We start from the raw sequence: 21,797 nt of genomic DNA, 5'->3' as shown, positions 1-21,797 counted from the left end.
AGGAAGAAAAATGACGACGAAAAAAGCTGATTACATTTGGTCTAATGGCGAGATGATTCGTTGGGAAGACGCGAAGGTTCACGTGATGTCCCACGCGCTGCACTACGGTACTTCTGTATTTGAAGGCATCCGTTGCTACGATTCTCACAAAGGGCCGGTGGTGTTCCGTCATCGCGAACATATGCAGCGTCTGCGTGATTCAGCCAAGATCTATCGTTTTCCGGTTTCTCAGAGCGTTGATGAGCTGATGGAAGCTTGCCGCGAGGTGATTCGTAAAAACAATCTGACCAGCGCCTATATCCGCCCGCTAGTATTTGTGGGCGACGTGGGGATGGGCGTTAACCCGCCAGCGGGATACACCACTGACGTGATCATCGCCGCGTTTCCGTGGGGCGCCTACCTTGGTGCAGAAGCGCTGGAGCAGGGGATCGACGCGATGGTTTCTTCCTGGAACCGCGTTGCGCCGAACACCATCCCTACTGCGGCTAAAGCGGGCGGTAACTATCTGTCTTCACTGCTGGTGGGTAGCGAAGCGCGTCGTCATGGCTATCAGGAAGGCATTGCGCTGGACGTGAATGGCTACATCTCTGAAGGTGCGGGCGAAAACCTGTTTGAAGTAAAAGACGGCATTCTGTTTACCCCGCCGTTTACCTCTTCCGCGCTGCCGGGTATTACCCGTGACGCGATCATTAAGCTGGCGAAAGATCTCGATATCGAAGTACGTGAGCAGGTGTTGTCCCGTGAATCACTGTACCTGGCCGACGAAGTGTTCATGTCCGGTACCGCGGCCGAAATCACCCCAGTACGCAGTGTCGATGGTATCCAGGTGGGCGAAGGCCGCTGCGGTCCGGTCACCAAACGCATCCAGCAGGCCTTCTTTGGCCTCTTCACCGGTGAAACGGAAGATAAATACGGCTGGTTGGATCAGGTTAATCAATAAACATAAATTTGGGACGGCACGCACCGTCCCAATTATTAGACAGACGGGAGTTAATCAAGCATGCCTAAGTATCGTTCTGCTACCACCACCCACGGCCGCAATATGGCGGGTGCCCGCGCACTGTGGCGCGCCACCGGGATGACCGATGATGACTTCGGTAAACCGATTATCGCTGTGGTGAACTCCTTTACCCAGTTTGTGCCGGGTCACGTCCACCTGCGCGATCTCGGTAAGCTGGTTGCCGAACAAATCGAAGCCTCAGGCGGCGTGGCGAAAGAGTTCAACACCATTGCTGTGGATGATGGTATCGCCATGGGTCATGGCGGCATGCTGTATTCACTGCCGTCGCGTGAGCTGATCGCTGACTCCGTTGAGTACATGGTTAACGCCCACTGCGCCGATGCGATGGTCTGCATCTCCAACTGCGACAAAATCACCCCCGGGATGTTAATGGCCTCTTTGCGCCTGAATATTCCGGTGATCTTTGTTTCCGGCGGTCCGATGGAAGCCGGGAAAACCAAGCTCTCTGACCAAATCATCAAGCTCGACCTGGTTGATGCGATGATTCAGGGTGCTGACCCGAAAGTTTCCGACTCACAAAGCGAGCAGGTTGAACGTTCCGCCTGTCCGACCTGTGGCTCTTGTTCCGGTATGTTCACCGCTAACTCGATGAACTGCCTGACTGAAGCGCTGGGCCTGTCGCAGCCGGGTAACGGTTCACTGCTGGCGACTCACGCCGACCGTAAAGAACTGTTCCTCAACGCAGGTAAGCGCATCGTCGAGCTGACCAAACGCTATTACGAGCAGGATGATGCCTCCGCCCTGCCGCGCAACATTGCCAGCAAGGCAGCGTTTGAGAACGCCATGACGCTGGATATCGCCATGGGCGGCTCCACCAATACCGTTCTGCACCTGCTGGCAGCCGCGCAGGAAGCGGAAATCGACTTCACCATGAGTGATATCGACAAGCTGTCCCGCAAAGTCCCGCAACTGTGTAAAGTGGCACCGAGCACGCAGAAATACCATATGGAAGATGTGCACCGCGCAGGCGGCGTACTGGGTATTTTAGGCGAACTGGATCGTGCTGGACTGCTGAACCGCGACGTGAAAAACGTGCTGGGGCTGACTCTGCCGCAAACGCTCGATCGGTATGACGTGATGTTGACCAAAGACGACGCGGTAAAAAAAATGTTCCGTGCTGGCCCGGCCGGCATTCGTACAACCCAGGCATTCTCACAGGATTGCCGTTGGGATACGCTGGATGACGACCGCGCTGAAGGCTGCATTCGCTCGCTGGAGCACGCTTACAGCAAAGACGGCGGTCTGGCAGTTCTGTACGGTAACTTCGCGGAAAACGGCTGTATTGTAAAAACCGCAGGCGTGGATGACAGCATCCTGAAATTCACCGGCCCGGCAAAAGTGTATGAAAGCCAGGACGATGCGGTTGAAGCCATCCTCGGCGGTAAAGTGGTGGCTGGCGACGTGGTTGTCATTCGCTACGAAGGGCCGAAAGGCGGGCCAGGCATGCAGGAAATGCTCTACCCAACCACTTTCCTTAAATCGATGGGCCTCGGTAAGGCTTGCGCGCTGATTACCGACGGTCGTTTCTCCGGCGGTACTTCGGGGCTTTCCATTGGTCACGTTTCTCCGGAAGCGGCCAGCGGCGGTAATATCGCGATTATCGAAGATGGAGACATGATTGCCATCGATATCCCGAATCGTGGTATTCAACTTCAACTGAGTGATGCGGAAATCGCTGCGCGCCGTGAAGCGCAGGAAGCTCGCGGTGACAAAGCCTGGACGCCAAAAGATCGTCAGCGTCAGGTCTCCTTTGCACTGCGCGCCTACGCCAGCCTGGCAACCAGTGCCGACAAAGGTGCGGTGCGCGATAAGTCGAAGCTCGGGGGATAATGACCATGGCGGATTCACAACCTCTATCCGGCGCTCCTGAGGGCGCCGAGTATCTCAGAGCGGTACTGCGTGCGCCGGTATACGAAGCGGCACAGGTAACGCCGCTACAGAAAATGGAAAAACTCTCTTCGCGCCTCGACAATGTCATTCTGGTGAAGCGCGAAGACCGTCAACCCGTTCACAGCTTCAAGCTACGCGGTGCCTATGCCATGATGGCGGGCTTGACCGAAGGGCAAAAAGCGCATGGCGTCATTACCGCATCGGCTGGTAATCATGCTCAGGGCGTCGCTTTCTCTTCTGCGCGATTAGGCGTGAAGGCGCTGATTGTCATGCCAACGGCTACCGCCGATATCAAAGTCGATGCCGTTCGCGGCTTCGGCGGAGAAGTGCTGCTGCACGGTGCGAACTTTGATGAAGCCAAAGCCAAAGCGATTGAATTGTCGCAGCAGCAGGGTTTTACCTGGGTGCCGCCGTTCGATCATCCGATGGTGATTGCCGGGCAGGGCACGCTGGCGCTGGAGTTACTTCAGCAGGATGCTCACCTTGACCGCGTTTTTGTGCCAGTTGGCGGCGGTGGTCTGGCGGCGGGCGTGGCAGTGCTGATAAAACAGCTGATGCCGCAAATCAAAGTGATTGCCGTGGAAGCGGAAGATTCGGCCTGTCTGAAAGCGGCGCTGGATGCCGGTCATCCGGTGGATCTGCCGCGAGTGGGTCTCTTTGCCGAAGGCGTGGCGGTCAAACGTATTGGCGATGAAACCTTCCGTCTGTGCCAGGAATACCTCGACGATATTATTACCGTGGATAGCGATGCTATTTGCGCGGCAATGAAAGACCTGTTCGAAGATGTACGCGCGGTGGCGGAGCCTTCCGGGGCGCTGGCGCTGGCGGGGATGAAAAAATACATCGCCCAGCATAATATTCGCGGTGAGCGTCTGGCGCATGTTCTTTCCGGCGCTAACGTTAACTTCCACGGCCTGCGCTACGTTTCTGAACGTTGCGAGCTGGGGGAACAGCGCGAAGCCTTGCTGGCCGTGACCATCCCGGAAGAAAAGGGCAGCTTCCTGAAGTTTTGCCAACTGCTGGGCGGGCGCTCGGTGACCGAGTTTAACTACCGCTTTGCTGATGCGAAAGACGCCTGCATTTTTGTCGGCGTACGTCTGAGCCGTGGGCTGGAAGAGCGTAAGGAAATCCTGCAACTGCTCAATGAGGGCGGCTATAGCGTGGTGGATCTGTCTGATGACGAGATGGCGAAGCTACACGTGCGCTATATGGTCGGTGGACGTCCGTCGAAACCCTTACAGGAACGTCTTTATAGCTTCGAATTTCCGGAGTCGCCGGGGGCGTTGCTCAAATTCCTGCATACCCTGGGGACGCACTGGAATATTTCATTGTTCCACTATCGCAGTCACGGCACTGACTATGGTCGTGTGCTGGCGGCGTTTGAGTTGGGTGAACACGAGCCTGATTTCGAAACGCGGCTGAATGAACTGGGTTATGACTGTCATGATGAAACACATAACCCGGCGTTCAGGTTCTTCCTGGCGGGTTAACGACAGCCATTAAAAAAGGGTTCATGTAAAAACATGAACCCTTTTTGCTACTGTATCAGCAGATTACAGCGTGATAACGTCGAATTCGACTTCGGTATTCACGTCAGCATCGTAATCCACACCGTCGAGGGCAAAACCGAACAGATTCAGGAATTCCTGCTTGTATCCTGCATAGTCAGTTTCTTGCGCCAGGTTTTCGGTAGTGATCAGCGGCCACAGATCGCGACATGCCTGCTGAATGTCGTCACGCAGTTCCCAGTCATCCATACGGATACGCTGGTTGTCATCAAGCGCCACTTTATCGCCGTACAGGCTGGTGGTCATCAGACGGTTGATCTGCTCAATACAACCTTCGTGAATCCCCTGTGCTTTCATCAGCTTGAAGACCATGGAGATGTACAGTGGCATTACCGGAATCGCAGAAGATGCCTGGGTGATGACGGACTTCAGTACGGCAACGTTAGCGGAACCGTTCAGCGGTGCCAGCTGGTTACGCAGTTCTCCCGCCGCGCGATCGAGGTCTTCTTTCGCTTTGCCCAGCGCGCCGTGCCAGTAGATTGGCCAGGTCAGGTCGGTACCGATGTAGGAGTAGGCTACGGTTTTCACGCCATCAGCCAGCACGCCCGCTTCGCTCAGCGCGCCCATCCACAGTTCCCAGTCTTCGCCGCCCATGACGGTGACGGTGTTCTGAACTTCTTCTTCGGTTGCCGGCTCAATGCTGGCGGTGATGATCTGATCTTTGTTGGTATCGATCGCTTTAGAGGTGTAAACCTCACCGATTGGCTTCAGCGCTGAACGGACGATTTCACCGGTTTTCGGCATTTTACGCACTGGGGAAGCCAGTGAGTAAACCACCAGGTCAATCTGACCCAGGTCTTCTTTGATCAGTTTGATCACTTCATCACGGCATTCGTCAGAGAACGCATCGCCGTTGATGCTTTTGGAGTACAGACCTTCACGCTTGGCCGCTTCGTCGAAAGCTGCAGAGTTATACCAGCCTGCGGAACCTGGTTTGGTATCCGTGCCCGGTTTTTCGAAAAATACGCCGATAGTGGCGGCACCGCTGCCAAAGGCGGCGGAAATTCTGGAAGCCAGACCGTAACCGGTGGAAGCACCGATCACCAGCACGCGAGACGGGCCGTTCTCGATTTTCCCGTTCTGCTTAACATACTCGATCTGCTTTTCCACGTTGACTTTGCAGCCAGTCGGATGGGTCGTTGTACAGATGAATCCACGAATTTTTGGTTTGATTATCATAATGATGGCTAATTAAGTTTGTATTTTCGCTGTCAAGTGCGCAATGACACCGTCTGTTCTGGCCTGCTTAACGCGATGGTTAACAAGCCCCCCACTACAATGGATCACGACATTATACAGAAAAGGAGCGCCAATACTGAATCTACCACTGATTTTAGACCTGACGCTGGCGCTACTCTGCGGATTTACGTTCCAGAACAATCTTCCAAAACGCGTCGATCAGCGGTTCATGCAGCCGCTTTTTCGGCGCGCAGACGCCAAGCTCGAACGGTGTTTTTTCATCACTGCGCTCTAAAATCATCACGCGATTACGCACCGGCTCCGGGCTGTTTTCTAGCACCACTTCCGGCAGCAGAGCTACGCCGCAGCCCAGCGCCACCATTGAGACCATCGCTTCATGGCCACCCACCGTTGCGTAAATTGATGGGTTGCTGATTTTGTGACGGCGGAACCACAGCTCGATACGGCGGCGTACCGGACCCTGATCGGCCATGATAAACGGCACCGTTGACCAGTCCGGCTTATCGACCGATACCTGATTTCGCACCGGGCAGGGCAGCGCCGGAGCGATCAACACAACCGTCAGATTCTCCAGCATCGAGAACGCCACCGCGCCAGGCAGCGTTTCGGGCTTACCGGCAATTGCCAGATCGGCTTCACCAGTGACCACTTTATCCATCGCATCGGCGGCGTCGCCGGTGGTGAGCTTAATTTCCACTGACGGATGCTCGGCGCGGAAACGGTCAAGGATTGGCGGCAGATGGCTGTAGGCGGCAGTTACCGAACAGAAGATATGCAGTTCGCCCGACAGCGACGGCCCTTGTTGATCTAGGGTGTGGCGTAACTGCTGGTACTGCAACAGCGTCTGTTGGGCAAATACGCGCAGCTCTTCACCTGCTTCGGTCAGTATAACCGTGCGGTTATCGCGCACAAACAGCGGCTGGCCGAGGTCTTCTTCGAGGCGCTGAATCTGCCGGGAAAGCGTGGATGGGCTGACGTGCATTGCCCGCGCGCTGCGGCCAAAGTGACGACTTTCAGCCAAATGCAGGAACATTTTCAGATCGCGTAAATCCACAGACGAGCCTCCGATTTTCTACGTTGCATAAATTGCAATGTGACGTTGTGAATATATCAATTTCCGCAATAAATTTCCTGTTGTAATGTGGATTCAATCTCGCAAATACAAATCTGCGAACCGAATAATAAGCACCACAACACAACATCACGGAGTACACCATCATGGCTAACTACTTTAATACACTGAACCTGCGCCAGCAGCTGGCACAGCTGGGTAAATGTCGCTTTATGGGTCGCGACGAATTCGCCGATGGTGCGAGCTACCTTCAGGGTAAAAAAGTGGTCATCGTCGGCTGTGGCGCCCAGGGTCTGAACCAGGGCCTGAACATGCGTGACTCCGGTCTGGATATCTCCTACGCACTGCGTAAAGAAGCCATTGCTGAGAAGCGTGCTTCCTGGCGTAAAGCGACCGAAAACGGCTTCAAAGTGGGTACCTACGAAGAGCTGATCCCGCAGGCTGATCTGGTGGTTAACCTGACGCCGGACAAGCAGCACTCCGACGTTGTGCGTTCTGTACAGCCGCTGATGAAAGACGGCGCGGCGCTGGGCTACTCCCACGGCTTCAATATCGTGGAAGTGGGCGAGCAGATCCGTAAAGACATCACCGTTGTGATGGTGGCACCGAAATGCCCGGGTACTGAAGTTCGTGAAGAGTACAAACGTGGTTTCGGCGTACCTACGCTGATCGCCGTTCACCCGGAAAATGATCCGAAAGGCGAAGGCATGGCGATTGCTAAAGCCTGGGCTGCGGCTACTGGCGGTCACCGTGCGGGTGTGCTGGAGTCCTCCTTCGTTGCGGAAGTGAAATCTGATCTGATGGGTGAGCAGACTATCCTGTGCGGTATGCTGCAGGCCGGTTCTCTGCTGTGCTTCGATAAGCTGGTGGAAGAGGGTACTGACCCGGCATATGCTGAAAAACTGATTCAGTTCGGCTGGGAAACCATCACCGAAGCGCTGAAGCAGGGCGGCATCACTCTGATGATGGACCGTCTGTCTAACCCGGCGAAACTGCGTGCTTACGCGCTGTCCGAACAGCTGAAAGAGATCATGGCGCCGCTGTTCCAGAAACACATGGATGACATCATCTCCGGTGAATTCTCTTCCGGCATGATGGCTGACTGGGCTAACGACGATAAGAAACTGCTGACCTGGCGCGAAGAGACCGGCAAAACCGCGTTCGAAACCGCTGCCCAGTTCGACGGTAAAATCGGCGAGCAGGAATACTTTGATAAAGGCGTTCTGATGATTGCGATGGTGAAAGCGGGCGTTGAGCTGGCGTTCGAAACCATGGTGGATTCCGGCATCATCGAAGAATCCGCTTACTACGAATCACTGCACGAACTGCCGCTGATCGCCAACACCATTGCCCGTAAGCGTCTGTACGAAATGAACGTGGTTATCTCTGATACCGCAGAATACGGCAACTACCTGTTCTCTTACGCTTGCGTACCGCTGCTGAAAGAGTTCATGACCACCCTGCAGACCGGCGACCTGGGCAAAGCGATTGCTGAAGGCGCGGTAGACAACGCGCAGCTGCGTGACGTGAACGATGCGATTCGCGGCCATGCTATCGAGAAAGTGGGCCAGAAACTGCGTGGCTACATGACCGATATGAAGCGCATTGCGGTCGCAGGATAATTCCTCATAGAGGAATGGCATATCAACAGCGCTTCGTAGGCCGGATAAGCGAAGCGCTATCCGGCAAAAAAAGCCCGGTGTTTAAACACCGGGCTTTCTATTAGTTACGGTACAGCACTTTAATGATGTGGTAACCGAACTGAGTGTGCAGCGGGCCGGTTGGCTCCAGCACAGGGCAGGAAAAGACCACTTTATCGAACGCCGGAACCATCTGGCCCTGACGGAATTCGCCTAAATCACCGCCGCGTTTACCTGATGGGCAGATGGAGTGTTTCTTCGCCAGTTTGCCGAAGTCGGCGCCGTTTTTAATCTGTTCCAGAAGATCCAGTGCTAGTTTCTCTTCTTTAACAAGGATATGCACTGCTGCTGCTGTTTTTGCCATGATCGTGCCTTGAGTGGGGTGGTTAAGGCTGGCTATACTACCACGCTGTTATTCTCCCCTCCCGACTTTCATGAGTGACCCTTTATGCGTTTGAACCCCGGACAACAACAAGCCGTCGAATTCGTCACCGGACCTTGCCTGGTGCTGGCGGGAGCGGGTTCCGGCAAGACGCGTGTTATCACCAACAAAATAGCCCATCTGATCCGTGAATGTGGCTATCAGGCACGACATATTGCGGCAGTGACCTTTACCAATAAGGCTGCGCGCGAGATGAAAGAGCGCGTGGCGCAAACGCTGGGTCGTAAAGAGGCGCGTGGGTTGATGATCTCCACCTTCCACACCCTGGGACTGGATATCATTAAGCGTGAATACGCGGCGCTGGGGATGAAGTCTAACTTCTCGTTGTTTGACGATACTGACCAGGTGGCCTTGCTTAAGGAACTGACCGAAGGGCTAATCGAAGACGATAAGCTTATTCTCCAGCAGCTGATCTCGACGATCTCCAACTGGAAAAACGATCTGATGACTCCGGCGCAGGCGGCAGCCAGCGCAAAGGGCGAGCGCGATCGTATTTTTGCCCACTGCTATGGTCTGTATGACGCGCATATGAAGGCGTGTAACGTCCTCGATTTTGACGATCTGATCCTGCTTCCCACGCTGCTGCTACAGCGCAATGAAGAAGTACGTGAGCGCTGGCAAAACAGAATCCGCTACCTGCTGGTGGATGAATATCAGGATACCAACACCAGCCAGTACGAGCTGGTGAAGTTGCTGGTGGGGAAACGTGCGCGCTTTACCGTCGTGGGCGATGACGATCAGTCGATCTACTCCTGGCGCGGCGCCCGTCCGCAGAACCTGGTTCTGTTGAGCAAAGATTTTCCGGCTTTGCAGGTGGTGAAGCTGGAGCAAAACTACCGTTCATCAGGTCGCATCCTGAAAGCGGCGAACATCCTCATTGCGAACAATCCACACGTCTTTGAAAAGCGGCTCTTTTCTGAGCTGGGCTACGGCGCTGAGCTGAAGGTGCTGAGCGCAAATAATGAAGAGCATGAAGCCGAACGTGTGACCGGGGAATTAATTGCCCATCATTTTGTGAACAAGACGCAATATAAAGACTACGCCATCCTTTATCGCGGTAATCATCAGTCGCGCGTGTTCGAAAAGTTTCTGATGCAGAACCGTATCCCGTACAAAATTTCCGGCGGAACATCGTTCTTCTCGCGTCCGGAGATTAAAGATTTGCTGGCCTACCTGCGTGTGCTGAGCAACCCGGATGACGACAGCGCATTTTTGCGCATCGTAAACACGCCAAAGCGTGAAATCGGTCCGGCCACGCTGCAAAAGTTGGGTGAATGGGCGATGACGCGTAATAAAAGCCTGTTTACCGCCAGCTTTGATATGGGGCTTAGCCAGACACTGACCGGGCGCGGGTATGATTCTCTGACCCGCTTTACGCACTGGCTGGGTGAAATTCAGCGCCTGGCGGAGCGCGAACCGGTTGCCGCTGTACGCGATCTGATTCACGGTATTGATTACGAATCCTGGCTGTATGAAACCTCGCCGAGCCCGAAAGCGGCTGAAATGCGTATGAAAAACGTCAATACGTTGTTCAGCTGGATGACGGAGATGCTGGAAGGCAGTGAGCTGGAAGAGCCGATGACCCTGACCCAGGTCGTTACCCGCTTTACCCTACGCGACATGATGGAGCGTGGAGAGAGTGAAGAAGAGCTGGATCAGGTGCAGTTGATGACGCTGCATGCCTCAAAAGGGCTGGAGTTCCCTTACGTGTTTATGGTGGGAATGGAAGAAGGATTTTTGCCGCACCAGAGCAGTATCGATGAAGACAATATCGACGAAGAACGTCGTCTGGCTTACGTAGGGATTACGCGTGCACAGAAAGAACTCATCTTCACTCTGTGCAAAGAGCGTCGTCAGTATGGTGAGCTGGTGCGTCCGGAACCGAGTCGTTTCCTGCTGGAGCTGCCACAGGATGACGTTATCTGGGAACAAGAGCGTAAAGTGGTGAGCGCTGAGGAGCGGATGCAAAAAGGGCAGGCCAGCATTGCTAATATTCGGGCAATGATGGCGAAAGCCAAAGCGAAGTAGGTATTTTGTAGGCCGGATACGTGTAAACGCGCGCTATCCGGCAACCAACATCTAATGAACGTCCAGCGGCCAGTGGACATAGCTTTGCCACTGACTTTCCTGATCGATTAACTCTTTACCCAGCGGATGATGTTCCAGCCAGCCTTCTGGTAGCGTGACCGTCAGGTGCTCGTTTCTTGCATCCATTTGAATTTCCGGCACAAGATCGTCACGGCGACGGCTGGCGAAGATGATCGCCAAACGTAGCAAACGGCAAAGATGCTCCGCGATGCGCGGTGGCACTGCGTTTTGCTGGTGGAGCGAAGAGAGATCGACGGGATTAGTCTGATTGAGTAACAGCGTTGCTAGCAGTTTCTTTTGCGCAGGGGTAAAACCCGGGAGATCGAGATTGCGCACCAGATAAGCGGCATGCTGTGGTGCCTGTTTAAAATCAACGCTCAGGCCAATTTCATGCAGCTGACAGGCACTAATCAGTAGTTCGCGGCTAATCGGTTCAAGATGCCACTTTTTTTCTACCTGATCGAGAAATTTAGTCGCTAAATTAGCAACACGATGTGCTTGCTCTGTATCGACCATAAAGCGACGCTGGATATTGCGTAATGTGCGGCTACGAATATCCTGATCCACCGCCAGGTGCAGCATACCGTAGACCAGACCTTCACGTAATGCGCCGCCGGCCAGGGTCATGCATTGAATGTTCAGTTCGGTGAAAATAGCAATCAGAATGGCCAGCCCGCTGGGGAAAACCAGCGCACGTTCCAGCGTTAACCCTTCGATTTCCAGCTCTTCCAGACGACCGCAGTGAATGGCGCGCTGCTTAAGCTGCTGCAGTTTGGCCAACGTAATACGCTCATCCATACCCTGCGCCATCATGATTTCCTGCAACGCCTGGACGGTACCAGAGGCACCAACGCAAACTTTCCAGCCATGAAAACGCAGTTTGTCGGCGACCGGGCGCAGAACTTCACGTGCGGCCTTCTCTGCCTCGTCAAAGTTTTCCTGTGCCAGATTACGATCGGTAAAATAGCGTTCGAGCCAGGTGACGCAGCCCATCGACAGGCTGAACAGAGAGGTGGTTTGTGCGCCGGATCCGGTGACTAATTCAGTGCTGGCGCCACCAATATCCACAACCAGACGCTGATCGGCACCGCCGGTTGTGTGGGCCACACCTTGATAAATCAGTCGCGCTTCTTCTTCACCGCTAATCACCTGGACAGGGCAGCCAAGGATCTCTTGCGCTTTGGCAATAAACACATCGGCATTTACGGCGATGCGTAATGTTGCCGTGGCGACCACCCGGATTTGTGGATGCGGAATATCCTGCAGACGTTCAGCAAACAGGCGCAAACATTGCCAGCCGCGCTCCATCGCTTCAACAGAGAGCTCGTTGTCACCGTTGAGTCCAGCGGCCAGACGCACTTTGCGTTTGATACGCGTGAGCGTCTGGATGCTTCCTGCCACCTCGCGTACAACCAGCATATGAAAACTATTCGAACCGAGATCGATTGCTGCATACAGCGAAGTAGAATTCATACACTTCATCCTTCAACCTGTATCTGTGTTGGCTGCGTTCTCTCACCCGAATCATTTACTAAAATAAGCTCATCGGGATTCGTTTTCTTGCCGCCTTGATACAGGCTGAATGATTTTGTGTATGGCATAACTTTTCTTAACCTGAACGACGACGATTACGCGGAGCACCACCGGTACGGCGTGGGCCATTGCCTGTACGCGGGCGCGTTAAGCGCAGCGGCTTCGGCAGATCGGTCATCAGCGCATCCGGGTTATATTTGCTGACCGGAATCGAGTGGCCGATATAGGTCTCGATTGCGGGTAAATTCAGCGCGTACTCTTCACAAGCCAGGCTGATAGAGTGACCGCTTGCGCCAGCACGTCCGGTACGACCGATTCGGTGAACGTAATCTTCACAGTCATCCGGCAGGTCATAGTTAAATACGTGCGTTACTGCTGGGATATGCAGGCCACGCGCAGCGACATCCGTCGCAACGAGAATGTCGAGATCGCCACGGGTGAACTCATCAAGAATACGCAGACGTTTTTTCTGTGCTACGTCACCGGTCAGCAGACCGACGCGATGACCGTCCGCAGCAAGGCTGCCCCAGATATCTTCACAACGATGCTTGGTGTTAGCAAAAACAATGGCGCGATCTGGCCACTCTTCTTCAATCAGCGTTTGCAGCAAACGCATTTTCTCTTCGTTGGAAGGGTAGAAGAGCTCTTCTTTAATGCGGTGGCCAGTTTTCTGTTCCGGTTCGACTTCAACGTACTCCGCGTTATTCATCTGTTCGAACGCCAGTTCGCGAACGCGGTATGAGAGGGTTGCAGAAAACAGCATGTTCAGACGTTGGGTGGTTGGCGGCATACGACGGAACAGCCAACGGATATCTTTAATAAAGCCCAGATCGTACATACGATCGGCTTCATCCAGCACCACGACCTGAATCGCGCCCAGATTAATGTGGTTCTGTTTTGCATAGTCGATGAGACGACCGGTCGTGCCGATAAGAATATCGACGCCGCTTTCCAGCACTTTCAGCTGTTTATCGTAACCGTCGCCGCCATACGCCAGGCCTAATTTCAGACCAGTAGTCTGTGCCAGCGGCTCGGCATCGGCGTGGATCTGCACGGCTAACTCACGCGTTGGCGCCATAATTAACGCACGCGGTTGGTTCACCTTGCGATCGGCAATCGCGGGATGAGAGAGAAGATAATGAAACGTTGACGTCAGGAACGCCATCGTTTTTCCGGTACCGGTTTGCGCCTGCCCGGCAACATCACGACCAGCCAGCGTTAGCGGCAGCGCGAGGGCCTGAATGGGCGTACAGTTATGAAAGCCTTTATTTTCAAGGGCTTCTATCACCTTTGGGTGCAGGGCGAAGTCGGAAAACTTCTGTTCTGTTAAATGTGTTTTGCTCATAGTGTGGTAGAATATCAGCTTACTATTGCTTTACGAAAGCGTATCCGGTGAAATAAAGTCAACCTTTAGTTGGTTAATGCTACATCAACACGTCGTTGATTAATGCTACACCAATGCACCAGGCTTATTCCTGTGGAGTTATTATGAGCGATAAAATTATTCACCTGACTGACGACAGTTTTGACACGGATGTACTCAAAGCGGACGGAGCAATCCTCGTTGATTTCTGGGCAGAGTGGTGCGGTCCGTGCAAAATGATCGCTCCGATTCTGGATGAAATCGCTGACGAATATCAGGGCAAACTGACGGTTGCTAAACTGAACATTGACCAAAACCCAGGCACCGCGCCGAAGTATGGTATCCGTGGCATCCCGACCCTGCTGCTGTTTAAAAACGGCGAAGTTGCGGCGACGAAAGTCGGCGCGCTGTCCAAAGGTCAGTTGAAAGAATTCCTCGACGCTAATTTAGCGTAAGGAAGTCTCATGATCGGGCGACCCTACTTCGAAATGATTCGGATGACTGGACGCCCGACTTGAGTCGTGCTAAGTTAGTGTTGACTTCGTATTAAACATACCTTATTAAGTTTGAATCTAGTTATATCCAATACTTCCCGTTGTTTCTCGCGCGAGGAGTGGACAGATTCCTGGCTTGTCACTCAATCCGTCTTGTCGTTTCAGTTCTGCGTACTTTCCTGTGACCAGACAGCGAACAGACATGAGTTGATGGCCGTAAACAGGCATGGATGACCCTGCCATACCATTCACAACATTAAGTTCGAGATTTACCCCAAGTTTAAGAACTCACACCATTATGAATCTTACCGAATTAAAGAATACGCCGGTTTCTGAGCTGATCACTCTCGGCGAAAATATGGGCCTTGAAAACTTGGCTCGTATGCGCAAGCAGGACATTATTTTTGCCATCCTGAAGCAGCACGCAAAGAGTGGCGAAGATATCTTTGGTGACGGTGTGCTGGAGATATTGCAGGATGGATTTGGTTTCCTCCGCTCTGCAGACAGCTCCTACCTCGCCGGTCCTGATGACATCTACGTTTCTCCCAGCCAAATCCGCCGTTTCAACCTCCGCACTGGTGATACCATTTCTGGTAAGATTCGCCCGCCGAAAGAAGGTGAACGCTACTTTGCGCTGTTGAAAGTTAACGAAGTTAACTACGACAAACCAGAAAACGCCCGTAACAAAATCCTCTTTGAGAACTTGACGCCGCTGCACGCAAACTCTCGTCTGCGTATGGAACGTGGTAACGGTTCTACTGAAGACTTAACGGCGCGTGTACTGGATCTGGCATCGCCGATCGGTCGTGGCCAACGTGGTCTGATTGTTGCTCCGCCGAAAGCGGGTAAAACTATGCTGCTGCAGAACATCGCGCAGAGCATTGCATACAATCATCCTGACTGCGTGCTGATGGTGCTTCTGATTGACGAACGTCCGGAAGAAGTTACCGAGATGCAGCGTCTGGTGAAAGGTGAAGTGGTTGCCTCTACCTTTGACGAACCAGCCTCCCGTCACGTACAGGTTGCGGAAATGGTTATCGAGAAGGCGAAACGTCTGGTTGAACACAAGAAAGACGTTATCATTCTGCTTGACTCCATCACCCGTCTGGCACGTGCATATAACACCGTGGTTCCGGCTTCCGGTAAAGTACTGACCGGTGGTGTGGACGCCAACGCCCTGCATCGTCCGAAGCGTTTCTTTGGTGCTGCACGTAACGTGGAAGAGGGCGGTAGCCTGACCATCATCGCGACTGCGCTGATTGATACCGGCTCTAAAATGGATGAAGTTATCTACGAAGAGTTTAAAGGTACCGGCAACATGGAACTGCATCTCTCTCGTAAGATTGCTGAAAAACGCGTCTTCCCGGCTATCGACTACAACCGTTCCGGTACCCGTAAAGAAGAGCTGCTCACCACCCAGGAAGAGCTGCAGAAAATGTGGATCCTGCGCAAAATCATCCATCCGATGGGTGAAATCGATGCAATGGAATTCCTCATTAACAAACTGGCGATGACCAAGACCAACGACGACTTCTTCGATATGATGAAGCGTTCCTGATTCGGGCATCATCTGAAAACGCCACGTTTTTACGTGGCGTTTTGCTTTTGTGGATGTAATCTTAACGACACAATAATAATAATCCGGTATGACATACCGCCTGGCGATGAAGGGTTGTAATTCGTATTTTGTGGTTAATAATCATACAGAACCACCTGATATGGAATCGGGTTTCTCTTCTGAATAATCGCCTGGATGGTTATACTTCATATATTGATATTCTTTGAGAGTATGTATAGTGAATTTACTGACAGCAAGTACTGATCTCATCAGTATTTTTTTATTCACAACGCTGTTTCTTTTCTTTGCCCGCAAGGTTGCGAAAAAGATAGGATTGGTGGATAAACCCAACTTCCGCAAACGTCATCAGGGACTGATTCCGTTGGTTGGGGGGATTTCGGTTTACGCAGGCATTTGCTTTACGTTCCTCATCGCCGATTATTATATCCCGCATGCAACTCTCTACCTGGCTTGTGCCGGTGTACTGGTGTTTATCGGTGCACTGGACGACCGCTTTGATATCAGTGTAAAAATCCGTGCGACCATCCAGGCTATCATCGGCATCATTATGATGGCGGTAGGTAAGCTCTATCTGTTGAGCCTTGGGTTCATTTTTGGCCCTTGGGAGATGGTGCTCGGTCCTTTTGGCTATTTCCTTACCCTTTTCGCCGTTTGGGCTGCAATTAACGCCTTTAACATGGTGGATGGGATTGATGGTCTGTTAGGCGGGCTATCCAGCGTATCATTCGCCGCAATGGGGCTTATCTTGTGGTTTGACGGCCAGACAAGCCTGGCTATCTGGTGTTTTGCCATGATCGCCGCCATTCTGCCTTACATCATGCTGAACCTGGGTATTCTCGGACGTCGCTATAAGGTCTTTATGGGCGATGCGGGGAGTACGCTGATTGGCTTTACGGTCATCTGGATCCTGCTGGAGACCACTCAAGGTAAAACGCATCCTATTAGCCCGGTCACCGCACTGTGGATTATTGCCATTCCGTTAATGGATATGGTGGCGATCATGTATCGTCGTTTACGTAAAGGTATGAGCCCTTTCTCCCCGGACCGCCAACATATTCACCATTTAATTATGCGCGCCGGGTTTACCTCCCGACAGGCTTTTGTCCTGATTACGCTGGCTGCTGCGATCCTGGCTTCTATCGGCGTGTTGGCTGAATATTCTCGGGTCGTTCCGGAATGGGTGATGCTGGTGCTCTTTTTACTGGCATTTGTCTTGTACGACTATTGTATTAAACGTGCCTGGAAGGTAGCGAGATTTATCAAACGCTGGAAGCGCAAGTTGCGTAGAAACCGTGACAGTAAACCAAACTTAACCAAATAAATTGAGGGTACGATGACACAACCATTACCGGGGGAACATGCCATGAGCGCTGAAAATGAACTGGACATCCGTGGGTTGTTTCGTACTTTGTGGACAGGGAAGGTGTGGATCGTCGGTATGGCTCTCGCCTTCGCGTTAGTCGCTCTCGCCTATACGTTTTTTGCTCGTCAGGAGTGGAGCGCGACGGCGATTTCAGACAGGCCAACGGTTAATATGTTGGGCGGCTATTACTCTCAGCAGCAGTTCTTACGTAACCTGGACATCAAGGCCAGTCTTGCATCTGCGGATCAGCCGTCAGTGATGGATGAGGCCTATAAAGAATTTATCATGCAGCTTGCCTCATGGGATACGCGCCGTGAATTCTGGCAGCAGACTGATTACTACAAGCAACGTATGGTAGGGAACAGTAAAGCCGATGCGGCGATGCTGGATGAACTGATTAATAACATTCAGTTTATGCCCGGCGATGCGGTTCGTAATACCAATGACAGCGTGAAGCTGATTGCCGAAACGGCACCTGATGCCAACAATCTGTTGCGTCAGTACGTCGCGTTTGCCAGTCAGCGTGCGGCGCGTCATCTGAACGACGAGTTAAAGGGAGCCTGGGCTGCGCGCACTGTGCAGATGAAGGCGCAGGTTAAACGCCAGGAAGAAGTGGCGAAATCGATTTTCTCTCGCAGAGTTCACAACATTGAGCAGGCTCTCAAAATTGCTGAACAGCATAATATTTCGCGTACTTCCACTGACGTTCCGGCTGAAGAGCTACCCGATTCTGAACTGTTTTTGCTTGGACGTCCTATGCTGCAGGCGCGACTCGAAAACCTGCAATCTGTTGGTCCCGATTTCGATCTGGACTACTTCCAAAACCGAGCCATGCTTAACACACTGAACGTTGGGCCAACTCTGGATCCGCGTTTTCAGACCTATCGTTATTTGCGTACGCCGGAGGAACCGGTAAAACGTGACAGCCCTCGTCGTGCCTTCCTGATGATTATGTGGGGCATCGTTGGGGCTCTGATCGGTGCTGGTGTCGCGTTAACCCGTCGCCGCACGATTTAGCAATATCGTTGCAGTGAGGGGCTGGGCCCTCACTGCCAATCCGAAGAGAATCGATGTGAAAGTACTGACTGTATTTGGCACGCGACCGGAGGCCATAAAAATGGCACCTCTGGTTCATGCGCTGGCAAAAGATCCTGATTTTGAGGCAAAAGTTTGCGTCACGGCGCAGCATCGGGAGATGCTCGATCAGGTGTTGAACCTCTTTTCCATTGTACCTGACTACGATCTCAATATTATGCAGCCAGGTCAGGGACTAACAGAAATTACCTGCCGAATACTGGAAGGATTAAAGCCAATTCTGGCTGATTTTAAACCTGACGTTGTGTTAGTTCACGGCGATACCACAACCACCATTGCTACTAGCCTGGCCGCGTTCTATCAGCGCATCCCGGTAGGGCATGTGGAGGCAGGCTTACGTACAGGCGATCTCTACTCTCCCTGGCCGGAAGAGGCGAACCGTACGCTGACCGGGCATTTGGCGATGTATCATTTTGCACCAACAGAAAACTCGCGCCAAAACCTGTTACGGGAAAACATTTCTGATAGCCGTATCTTCGTTACAGGTAATACGGTTATTGATGCGTTGATCTGGGTACGCGATCGCGTACTGGCGAGTGATGCATTACGAGCTGAACTGGCAGAGCATTACCCATTCCTGAGCTCGGATAAAAAGATGATACTGGTGACCGGTCATCGTCGGGAAAGCTTCGGTCGTGGTTTTGAACACATTTGTCATGCGCTGGCGGAAATTGCCGCGGCCAATCAGAACGTACAGATTGTCTATCCGGTGCACCTGAATCCTAACGTCAGCGAACCGGTTAATCGCATTCTGGGTCACGTTGAAAACGTCATCCTGATTGAACCGCAGGATTACATGCCGTTTGTCTGGCTGATGAATCACGCCTGGCTGATCCTTACCGACTCTGGCGGGATTCAGGAAGAAGCCCCATCTCTGGGGAAACCGGTACTGGTGATGCGCGAAACGACGGAACGTCCGGAAGCGATTACTGCAGGCACAGTACGTCTGGTAGGGACCGACCCGCAGCGTATTGTCGAAGAAGTCACGCGTTTGCTGCATGACGACAATGAATATCAGACCATGAGCCGCGCCCATAATCCGTATGGTGACGGGCAGGCATGTGGCCGCATTTTACACGCGTTAAAAAATAATCGGATATCGCTATGAGTTTTACGACCATTTCTGTCATTGGGCTGGGTTATATCGGACTGCCGACGGCGGCTGCCTTTGCTTCCCGTCAAAAGCATGTGATTGGCGTAGATGTAAATCAACACGCGGTGGATACCATTAATCGCGGTGAAATTCATATCGTTGAGCCAGATTTGGGCGCCGTGGTGAAAACGGCGGTCGAAAATGGATTTCTGCGTGCGACCACAACCCCTGTAGATGCGGATGCCTATCTGATTGCTGTGCCTACTCCGTTTAAGGGGGAGCACGAACCCGATATGGTTTATGTGGAAGCCGCGGCTAAATCTCTTGCACCGGTGCTGAAAAAAGGCGCGTTGGTGATCCTTGAATCGACGTCGCCTGTCGGGGCCACTGAACAGATGGCCACATGGCTGGCTGAAATGCGTCCTGACCTGAGTTTCCCGCAGCAAGTCGGTGAACACGCGGACGTTAACATTGCTTATTGCCCAGAGCGCGTGCTGCCGGGCCAGGTGATGGTGGAACTGATTAAAAACGACCGCGTGATTGGGGGAATGACCTCCGTCTGTTCCGCGCGTGCTAGCGAACTGTACAACATTTTCCTGGAGGGCGAATGTGTCGTGACCAACGCCCGTACGGCGGAAATGTGCAAACTGACTGAAAATAGCTTCCGCGACGTCAATATCGCCTTCGCCAATGAGCTGTCGCTGATTTGCGCCGATCAGGGGATCAACGTCTGGGAACTGATTCGACTGGCAAATCGCCATCCGCGCGTGAATATTTTGCAACCGGGTCCGGGGGTTGGCGGGCACTGTATCGCGGTTGATCCGTGGTTTATCGTGGCGCAGAACCCGCAGCAGGCGAAATTGATTCGCACCGCGCGTGAGGTAAACGACGGTAAACCTCATTGGGTGGTTGATCAGGTAAAAGCTGCCGTGGCCGACTGTCTGGCGGATACCAATAAACGGGCCAGCGAAGTGAAAATTGCCTGTTTTGGTCTGGCATTTAAACCGAATATTGATGACTTACGTGAAAGCCCGGCGATGGGAATTGCGCAAAGCATCGCGCATTGGCACAAAGGCGAAACATTGGTGGTGGAACCGAACATCCATCAACTGCCGAAAAAACTGGACGGTCTGTGCCAACTGGCTGCGCTGGACGATGCCCTGGCTAGCGCCGATGTGCTGGTCTTGCTGGTCGACCATAATGAATTTAAAGCCATTAAAGGCGATGCGGTTCACCAGCAATATATCGTTGATACCAAAGGGGTCTGGCGCTAATGAAACGAATTCTGGTTACCGGTGGAGCGGGATTCATCGGCTCGGCGGTTGTACGGCATATCATTCAGGAGACTCAGGATGCGGCAATTGTGGTCGATAAGCTGACCTATGCCGGAAACCTGATGTCGCTGGAGCCGGTTGCACAGAATCCTCGTTTTACCTTTGAGAAAGTCGATATCTGCGATCGAGCTTCGCTCGACAGGGTGTTTCAACACTATCAGCCGGACTGCGTGATGCATCTGGCGGCAGAAAGCCACGTCGATCGCTCAATTGATGGTCCGGCCGCCTTTATCGAAACTAACATCGTGGGAACCTACACGCTGTTGGAAGCGGCGCGCGCTTACTGGAATGATTTAACCAGCGAGAAAAAATCAGCGTTTCGTTTCCACCATATCTCGACTGACGAGGTGTATGGCGACCTGCATTCTACGGATGATTTCTTCACTGAAACCACACCGTATGCACCGAGCAGCCCTTATTCCGCGTCGAAAGCCAGCAGCGATCATCTGGTTCGTGCCTGGCTGCGTACCTACGGTCTGCCAACGCTGATAACCAACTGTTCTAACAACTATGGTCCGTACCATTTCCCGGAAAAACTGATTCCGCTGATGATCCTCAACGCATTGGCGGGGAAGCCGTTGCCGGTTTACGGCAATGGGCAACAGATCCGTGACTGGTTGTATGTAGAAGATCACGCCAGGGCGCTCTATTGTGTGGCGAGAACGGGCGCGGTGGGAGAAACCTATAATATCGGTGGCCATAACGAGCGTAAAAACCTGGAAGTTGTCGAAACGGTTTGCAGCCTGTTGGAAGAGCTGGCACCGCAAAAGCCGCAGGGTATCGCGCAGTACCGCGACTTGATCGCTTTTGTGGACGATCGCCCGGGTCATGATTTGCGTTATGCCATTGACGCGTCGAAAATTGCGCGTGAACTAGGCTGGATGCCGCAAGAAACGTTTGAAAGCGGAATGCGCAAAACCGTGCAATGGTATCTGGCTAATCAGGCATGGTGGAAACCCGTGCAGGACGGCAGTTACCAGGGCGAACGTTTAGGTCTGAAGGGCTAACAGCCTGGTTTTGGC

Annotated in this window: 18 protein-coding genes; 13 read left to right on the top strand and 5 right to left on the bottom strand. The window is 52.9% G+C overall.

The genetic code is table 11. The features are described from left to right. The first annotated feature begins 10 nt into the window (after positions 1 to 10). The 3 genes from BZK40_RS20725 to ilvA are packed head-to-tail and all read left to right on the top strand — an operon-like array spanning position 11 to position 4,401. On the top strand, positions 11 to 940 hold the full coding sequence (locus BZK40_RS20725) for a branched-chain amino acid transaminase (protein ID WP_003018014.1): 930 nt from the start codon (positions 11 to 13) through the stop codon (positions 938 to 940). 60 nt (positions 941 to 1,000) lie between these two features. Further along, entirely contained in the window at positions 1,001 to 2,851 is a 1,851-nt protein-coding gene (gene ilvD / locus BZK40_RS20720; RefSeq protein WP_003829028.1) for a dihydroxy-acid dehydratase, read from the top strand. A 5-nt stretch (positions 2,852 to 2,856) separates the two neighbouring features. Next, positions 2,857 to 4,401 carry a threonine ammonia-lyase, biosynthetic gene (ilvA, locus tag BZK40_RS20715; protein WP_079935207.1) on the top strand — a complete coding sequence of 515 codons (1,545 nt, stop codon included), beginning with the start codon at positions 2,857 to 2,859 and terminating at the stop codon, positions 4,399 to 4,401. Between the two features lie 63 nt (positions 4,402 to 4,464). Here the strand turns inward: ilvA and fabV are convergent, their stop codons facing one another. Together fabV and ilvY are read right to left on the bottom strand one after the other, a co-directional pair. Further along, on the bottom strand, positions 4,465 to 5,658 hold the full coding sequence (fabV, locus tag BZK40_RS20710) for an enoyl-ACP reductase FabV (protein WP_008787067.1): 1,194 nt from the start codon (positions 5,656 to 5,658) through the stop codon (positions 4,465 to 4,467). Positions 5,659 to 5,830: 172 nt separating this feature from the next. Beyond that, positions 5,831 to 6,733, bottom strand: coding sequence for an HTH-type transcriptional activator IlvY (ilvY, locus tag BZK40_RS20705; RefSeq protein WP_079935204.1), 903 nt, complete (start codon positions 6,731 to 6,733; stop codon positions 5,831 to 5,833). Between the two features lie 164 nt (positions 6,734 to 6,897). On the opposite strand from ilvY, the gene ilvC reads away from it, so the two are divergent. Further along, a complete protein-coding gene (gene ilvC / locus BZK40_RS20700; protein ID WP_003829020.1) occupies positions 6,898 to 8,373 on the top strand; it encodes a ketol-acid reductoisomerase in 1,476 nt (491 codons plus the stop codon). A gap of 100 nt (positions 8,374 to 8,473) precedes the next feature. On the opposite strand, the gene ppiC is transcribed toward ilvC, so the two are convergent. Next, positions 8,474 to 8,755: a peptidylprolyl isomerase PpiC gene (gene ppiC / locus BZK40_RS20695; protein WP_003017999.1), complete on the bottom strand. Its 282-nt coding sequence runs from the start codon at positions 8,753 to 8,755 to the stop codon at positions 8,474 to 8,476. Between the two features lie 84 nt (positions 8,756 to 8,839). Here ppiC and rep point away from each other — a divergent pair, with 84 nt between their 5' ends. After that, positions 8,840 to 10,861, top strand: coding sequence for a DNA helicase Rep (gene rep / locus BZK40_RS20690; protein WP_003829018.1), 2,022 nt, complete (start codon positions 8,840 to 8,842; stop codon positions 10,859 to 10,861). A gap of 51 nt (positions 10,862 to 10,912) precedes the next feature. On the opposite strand, the gene gppA is transcribed toward rep, so the two are convergent. Then, the gene (gene gppA, locus BZK40_RS20685) at positions 10,913 to 12,394 is read right to left on the bottom strand and encodes a guanosine-5'-triphosphate,3'-diphosphate diphosphatase (RefSeq protein ID WP_003829016.1); all 1,482 of its coding nucleotides are present in this window, start codon (positions 12,392 to 12,394) and stop codon (positions 10,913 to 10,915) included. Between the two features lie 136 nt (positions 12,395 to 12,530). Continuing rightward, the gene (gene rhlB, locus BZK40_RS20675; RefSeq protein WP_003829013.1) at positions 12,531 to 13,799 is read right to left on the bottom strand and encodes an ATP-dependent RNA helicase RhlB; all 1,269 of its coding nucleotides are present in this window, start codon (positions 13,797 to 13,799) and stop codon (positions 12,531 to 12,533) included. 143 nt (positions 13,800 to 13,942) lie between these two features. On the opposite strand from rhlB, the gene trxA reads away from it, so the two are divergent. The 8 genes from trxA to rffG all read left to right on the top strand — a co-directional run bounded on the left by trxA (position 13,943) and on the right by rffG (position 21,782). Next, positions 13,943 to 14,272 carry a thioredoxin TrxA gene (gene trxA / locus BZK40_RS20670; RefSeq protein ID WP_001280776.1) on the top strand — a complete coding sequence of 110 codons (330 nt, stop codon included), beginning with the start codon at positions 13,943 to 13,945 and terminating at the stop codon, positions 14,270 to 14,272. Between the two features lie 130 nt (positions 14,273 to 14,402). Further along, positions 14,403 to 14,522, top strand: coding sequence for a rho operon leader peptide (locus tag BZK40_RS20665; RefSeq protein ID WP_049259789.1), 120 nt, complete (start codon positions 14,403 to 14,405; stop codon positions 14,520 to 14,522). Positions 14,523 to 14,609: 87 nt separating this feature from the next. Beyond that, positions 14,610 to 15,869 (top strand): transcription termination factor Rho, encoded by a 1,260-nt coding sequence (gene rho / locus BZK40_RS20660; RefSeq protein ID WP_002437993.1) that lies wholly within the window; start codon positions 14,610 to 14,612, stop codon positions 15,867 to 15,869. Positions 15,870 to 16,107: 238 nt separating this feature from the next. Beyond that, the gene (gene wecA / locus BZK40_RS20655) at positions 16,108 to 17,211 is read left to right on the top strand and encodes a UDP-N-acetylglucosamine--undecaprenyl-phosphate N-acetylglucosaminephosphotransferase (RefSeq protein ID WP_032945680.1); all 1,104 of its coding nucleotides are present in this window, start codon (positions 16,108 to 16,110) and stop codon (positions 17,209 to 17,211) included. A gap of 12 nt (positions 17,212 to 17,223) precedes the next feature. Next, positions 17,224 to 18,270 carry an ECA polysaccharide chain length modulation protein gene (gene wzzE, locus BZK40_RS20650; RefSeq protein ID WP_003829003.1) on the top strand — a complete coding sequence of 349 codons (1,047 nt, stop codon included), beginning with the start codon at positions 17,224 to 17,226 and terminating at the stop codon, positions 18,268 to 18,270. 55 nt (positions 18,271 to 18,325) lie between these two features. Then, the gene (gene wecB, locus BZK40_RS20645; RefSeq protein ID WP_032934208.1) at positions 18,326 to 19,456 is read left to right on the top strand and encodes a non-hydrolyzing UDP-N-acetylglucosamine 2-epimerase; all 1,131 of its coding nucleotides are present in this window, start codon (positions 18,326 to 18,328) and stop codon (positions 19,454 to 19,456) included. Then, positions 19,453 to 20,715, top strand: coding sequence for a UDP-N-acetyl-D-mannosamine dehydrogenase (wecC, locus tag BZK40_RS20640; protein WP_079935203.1), 1,263 nt, complete (start codon positions 19,453 to 19,455; stop codon positions 20,713 to 20,715). The genes wecB and wecC overlap by 4 nt, the downstream gene beginning before the upstream one ends. Further along, positions 20,715 to 21,782 carry a dTDP-glucose 4,6-dehydratase gene (rffG, locus tag BZK40_RS20635; RefSeq protein WP_079935202.1) on the top strand — a complete coding sequence of 356 codons (1,068 nt, stop codon included), beginning with the start codon at positions 20,715 to 20,717 and terminating at the stop codon, positions 21,780 to 21,782. The genes wecC and rffG overlap by 1 nt, the downstream gene beginning before the upstream one ends. The last annotated feature ends 15 nt before the right edge of the window (positions 21,783 to 21,797 follow it).

Origin of the sequence: Citrobacter portucalensis, assembly GCF_002042885.1 — a bacterium.
GTDB lineage: Bacteria > Pseudomonadota > Gammaproteobacteria > Enterobacterales > Enterobacteriaceae > Citrobacter > Citrobacter portucalensis.
Note: the sequence above shows the minus strand (reverse complement) of the source record. Positions and strands in the feature narration are given on the sequence as shown.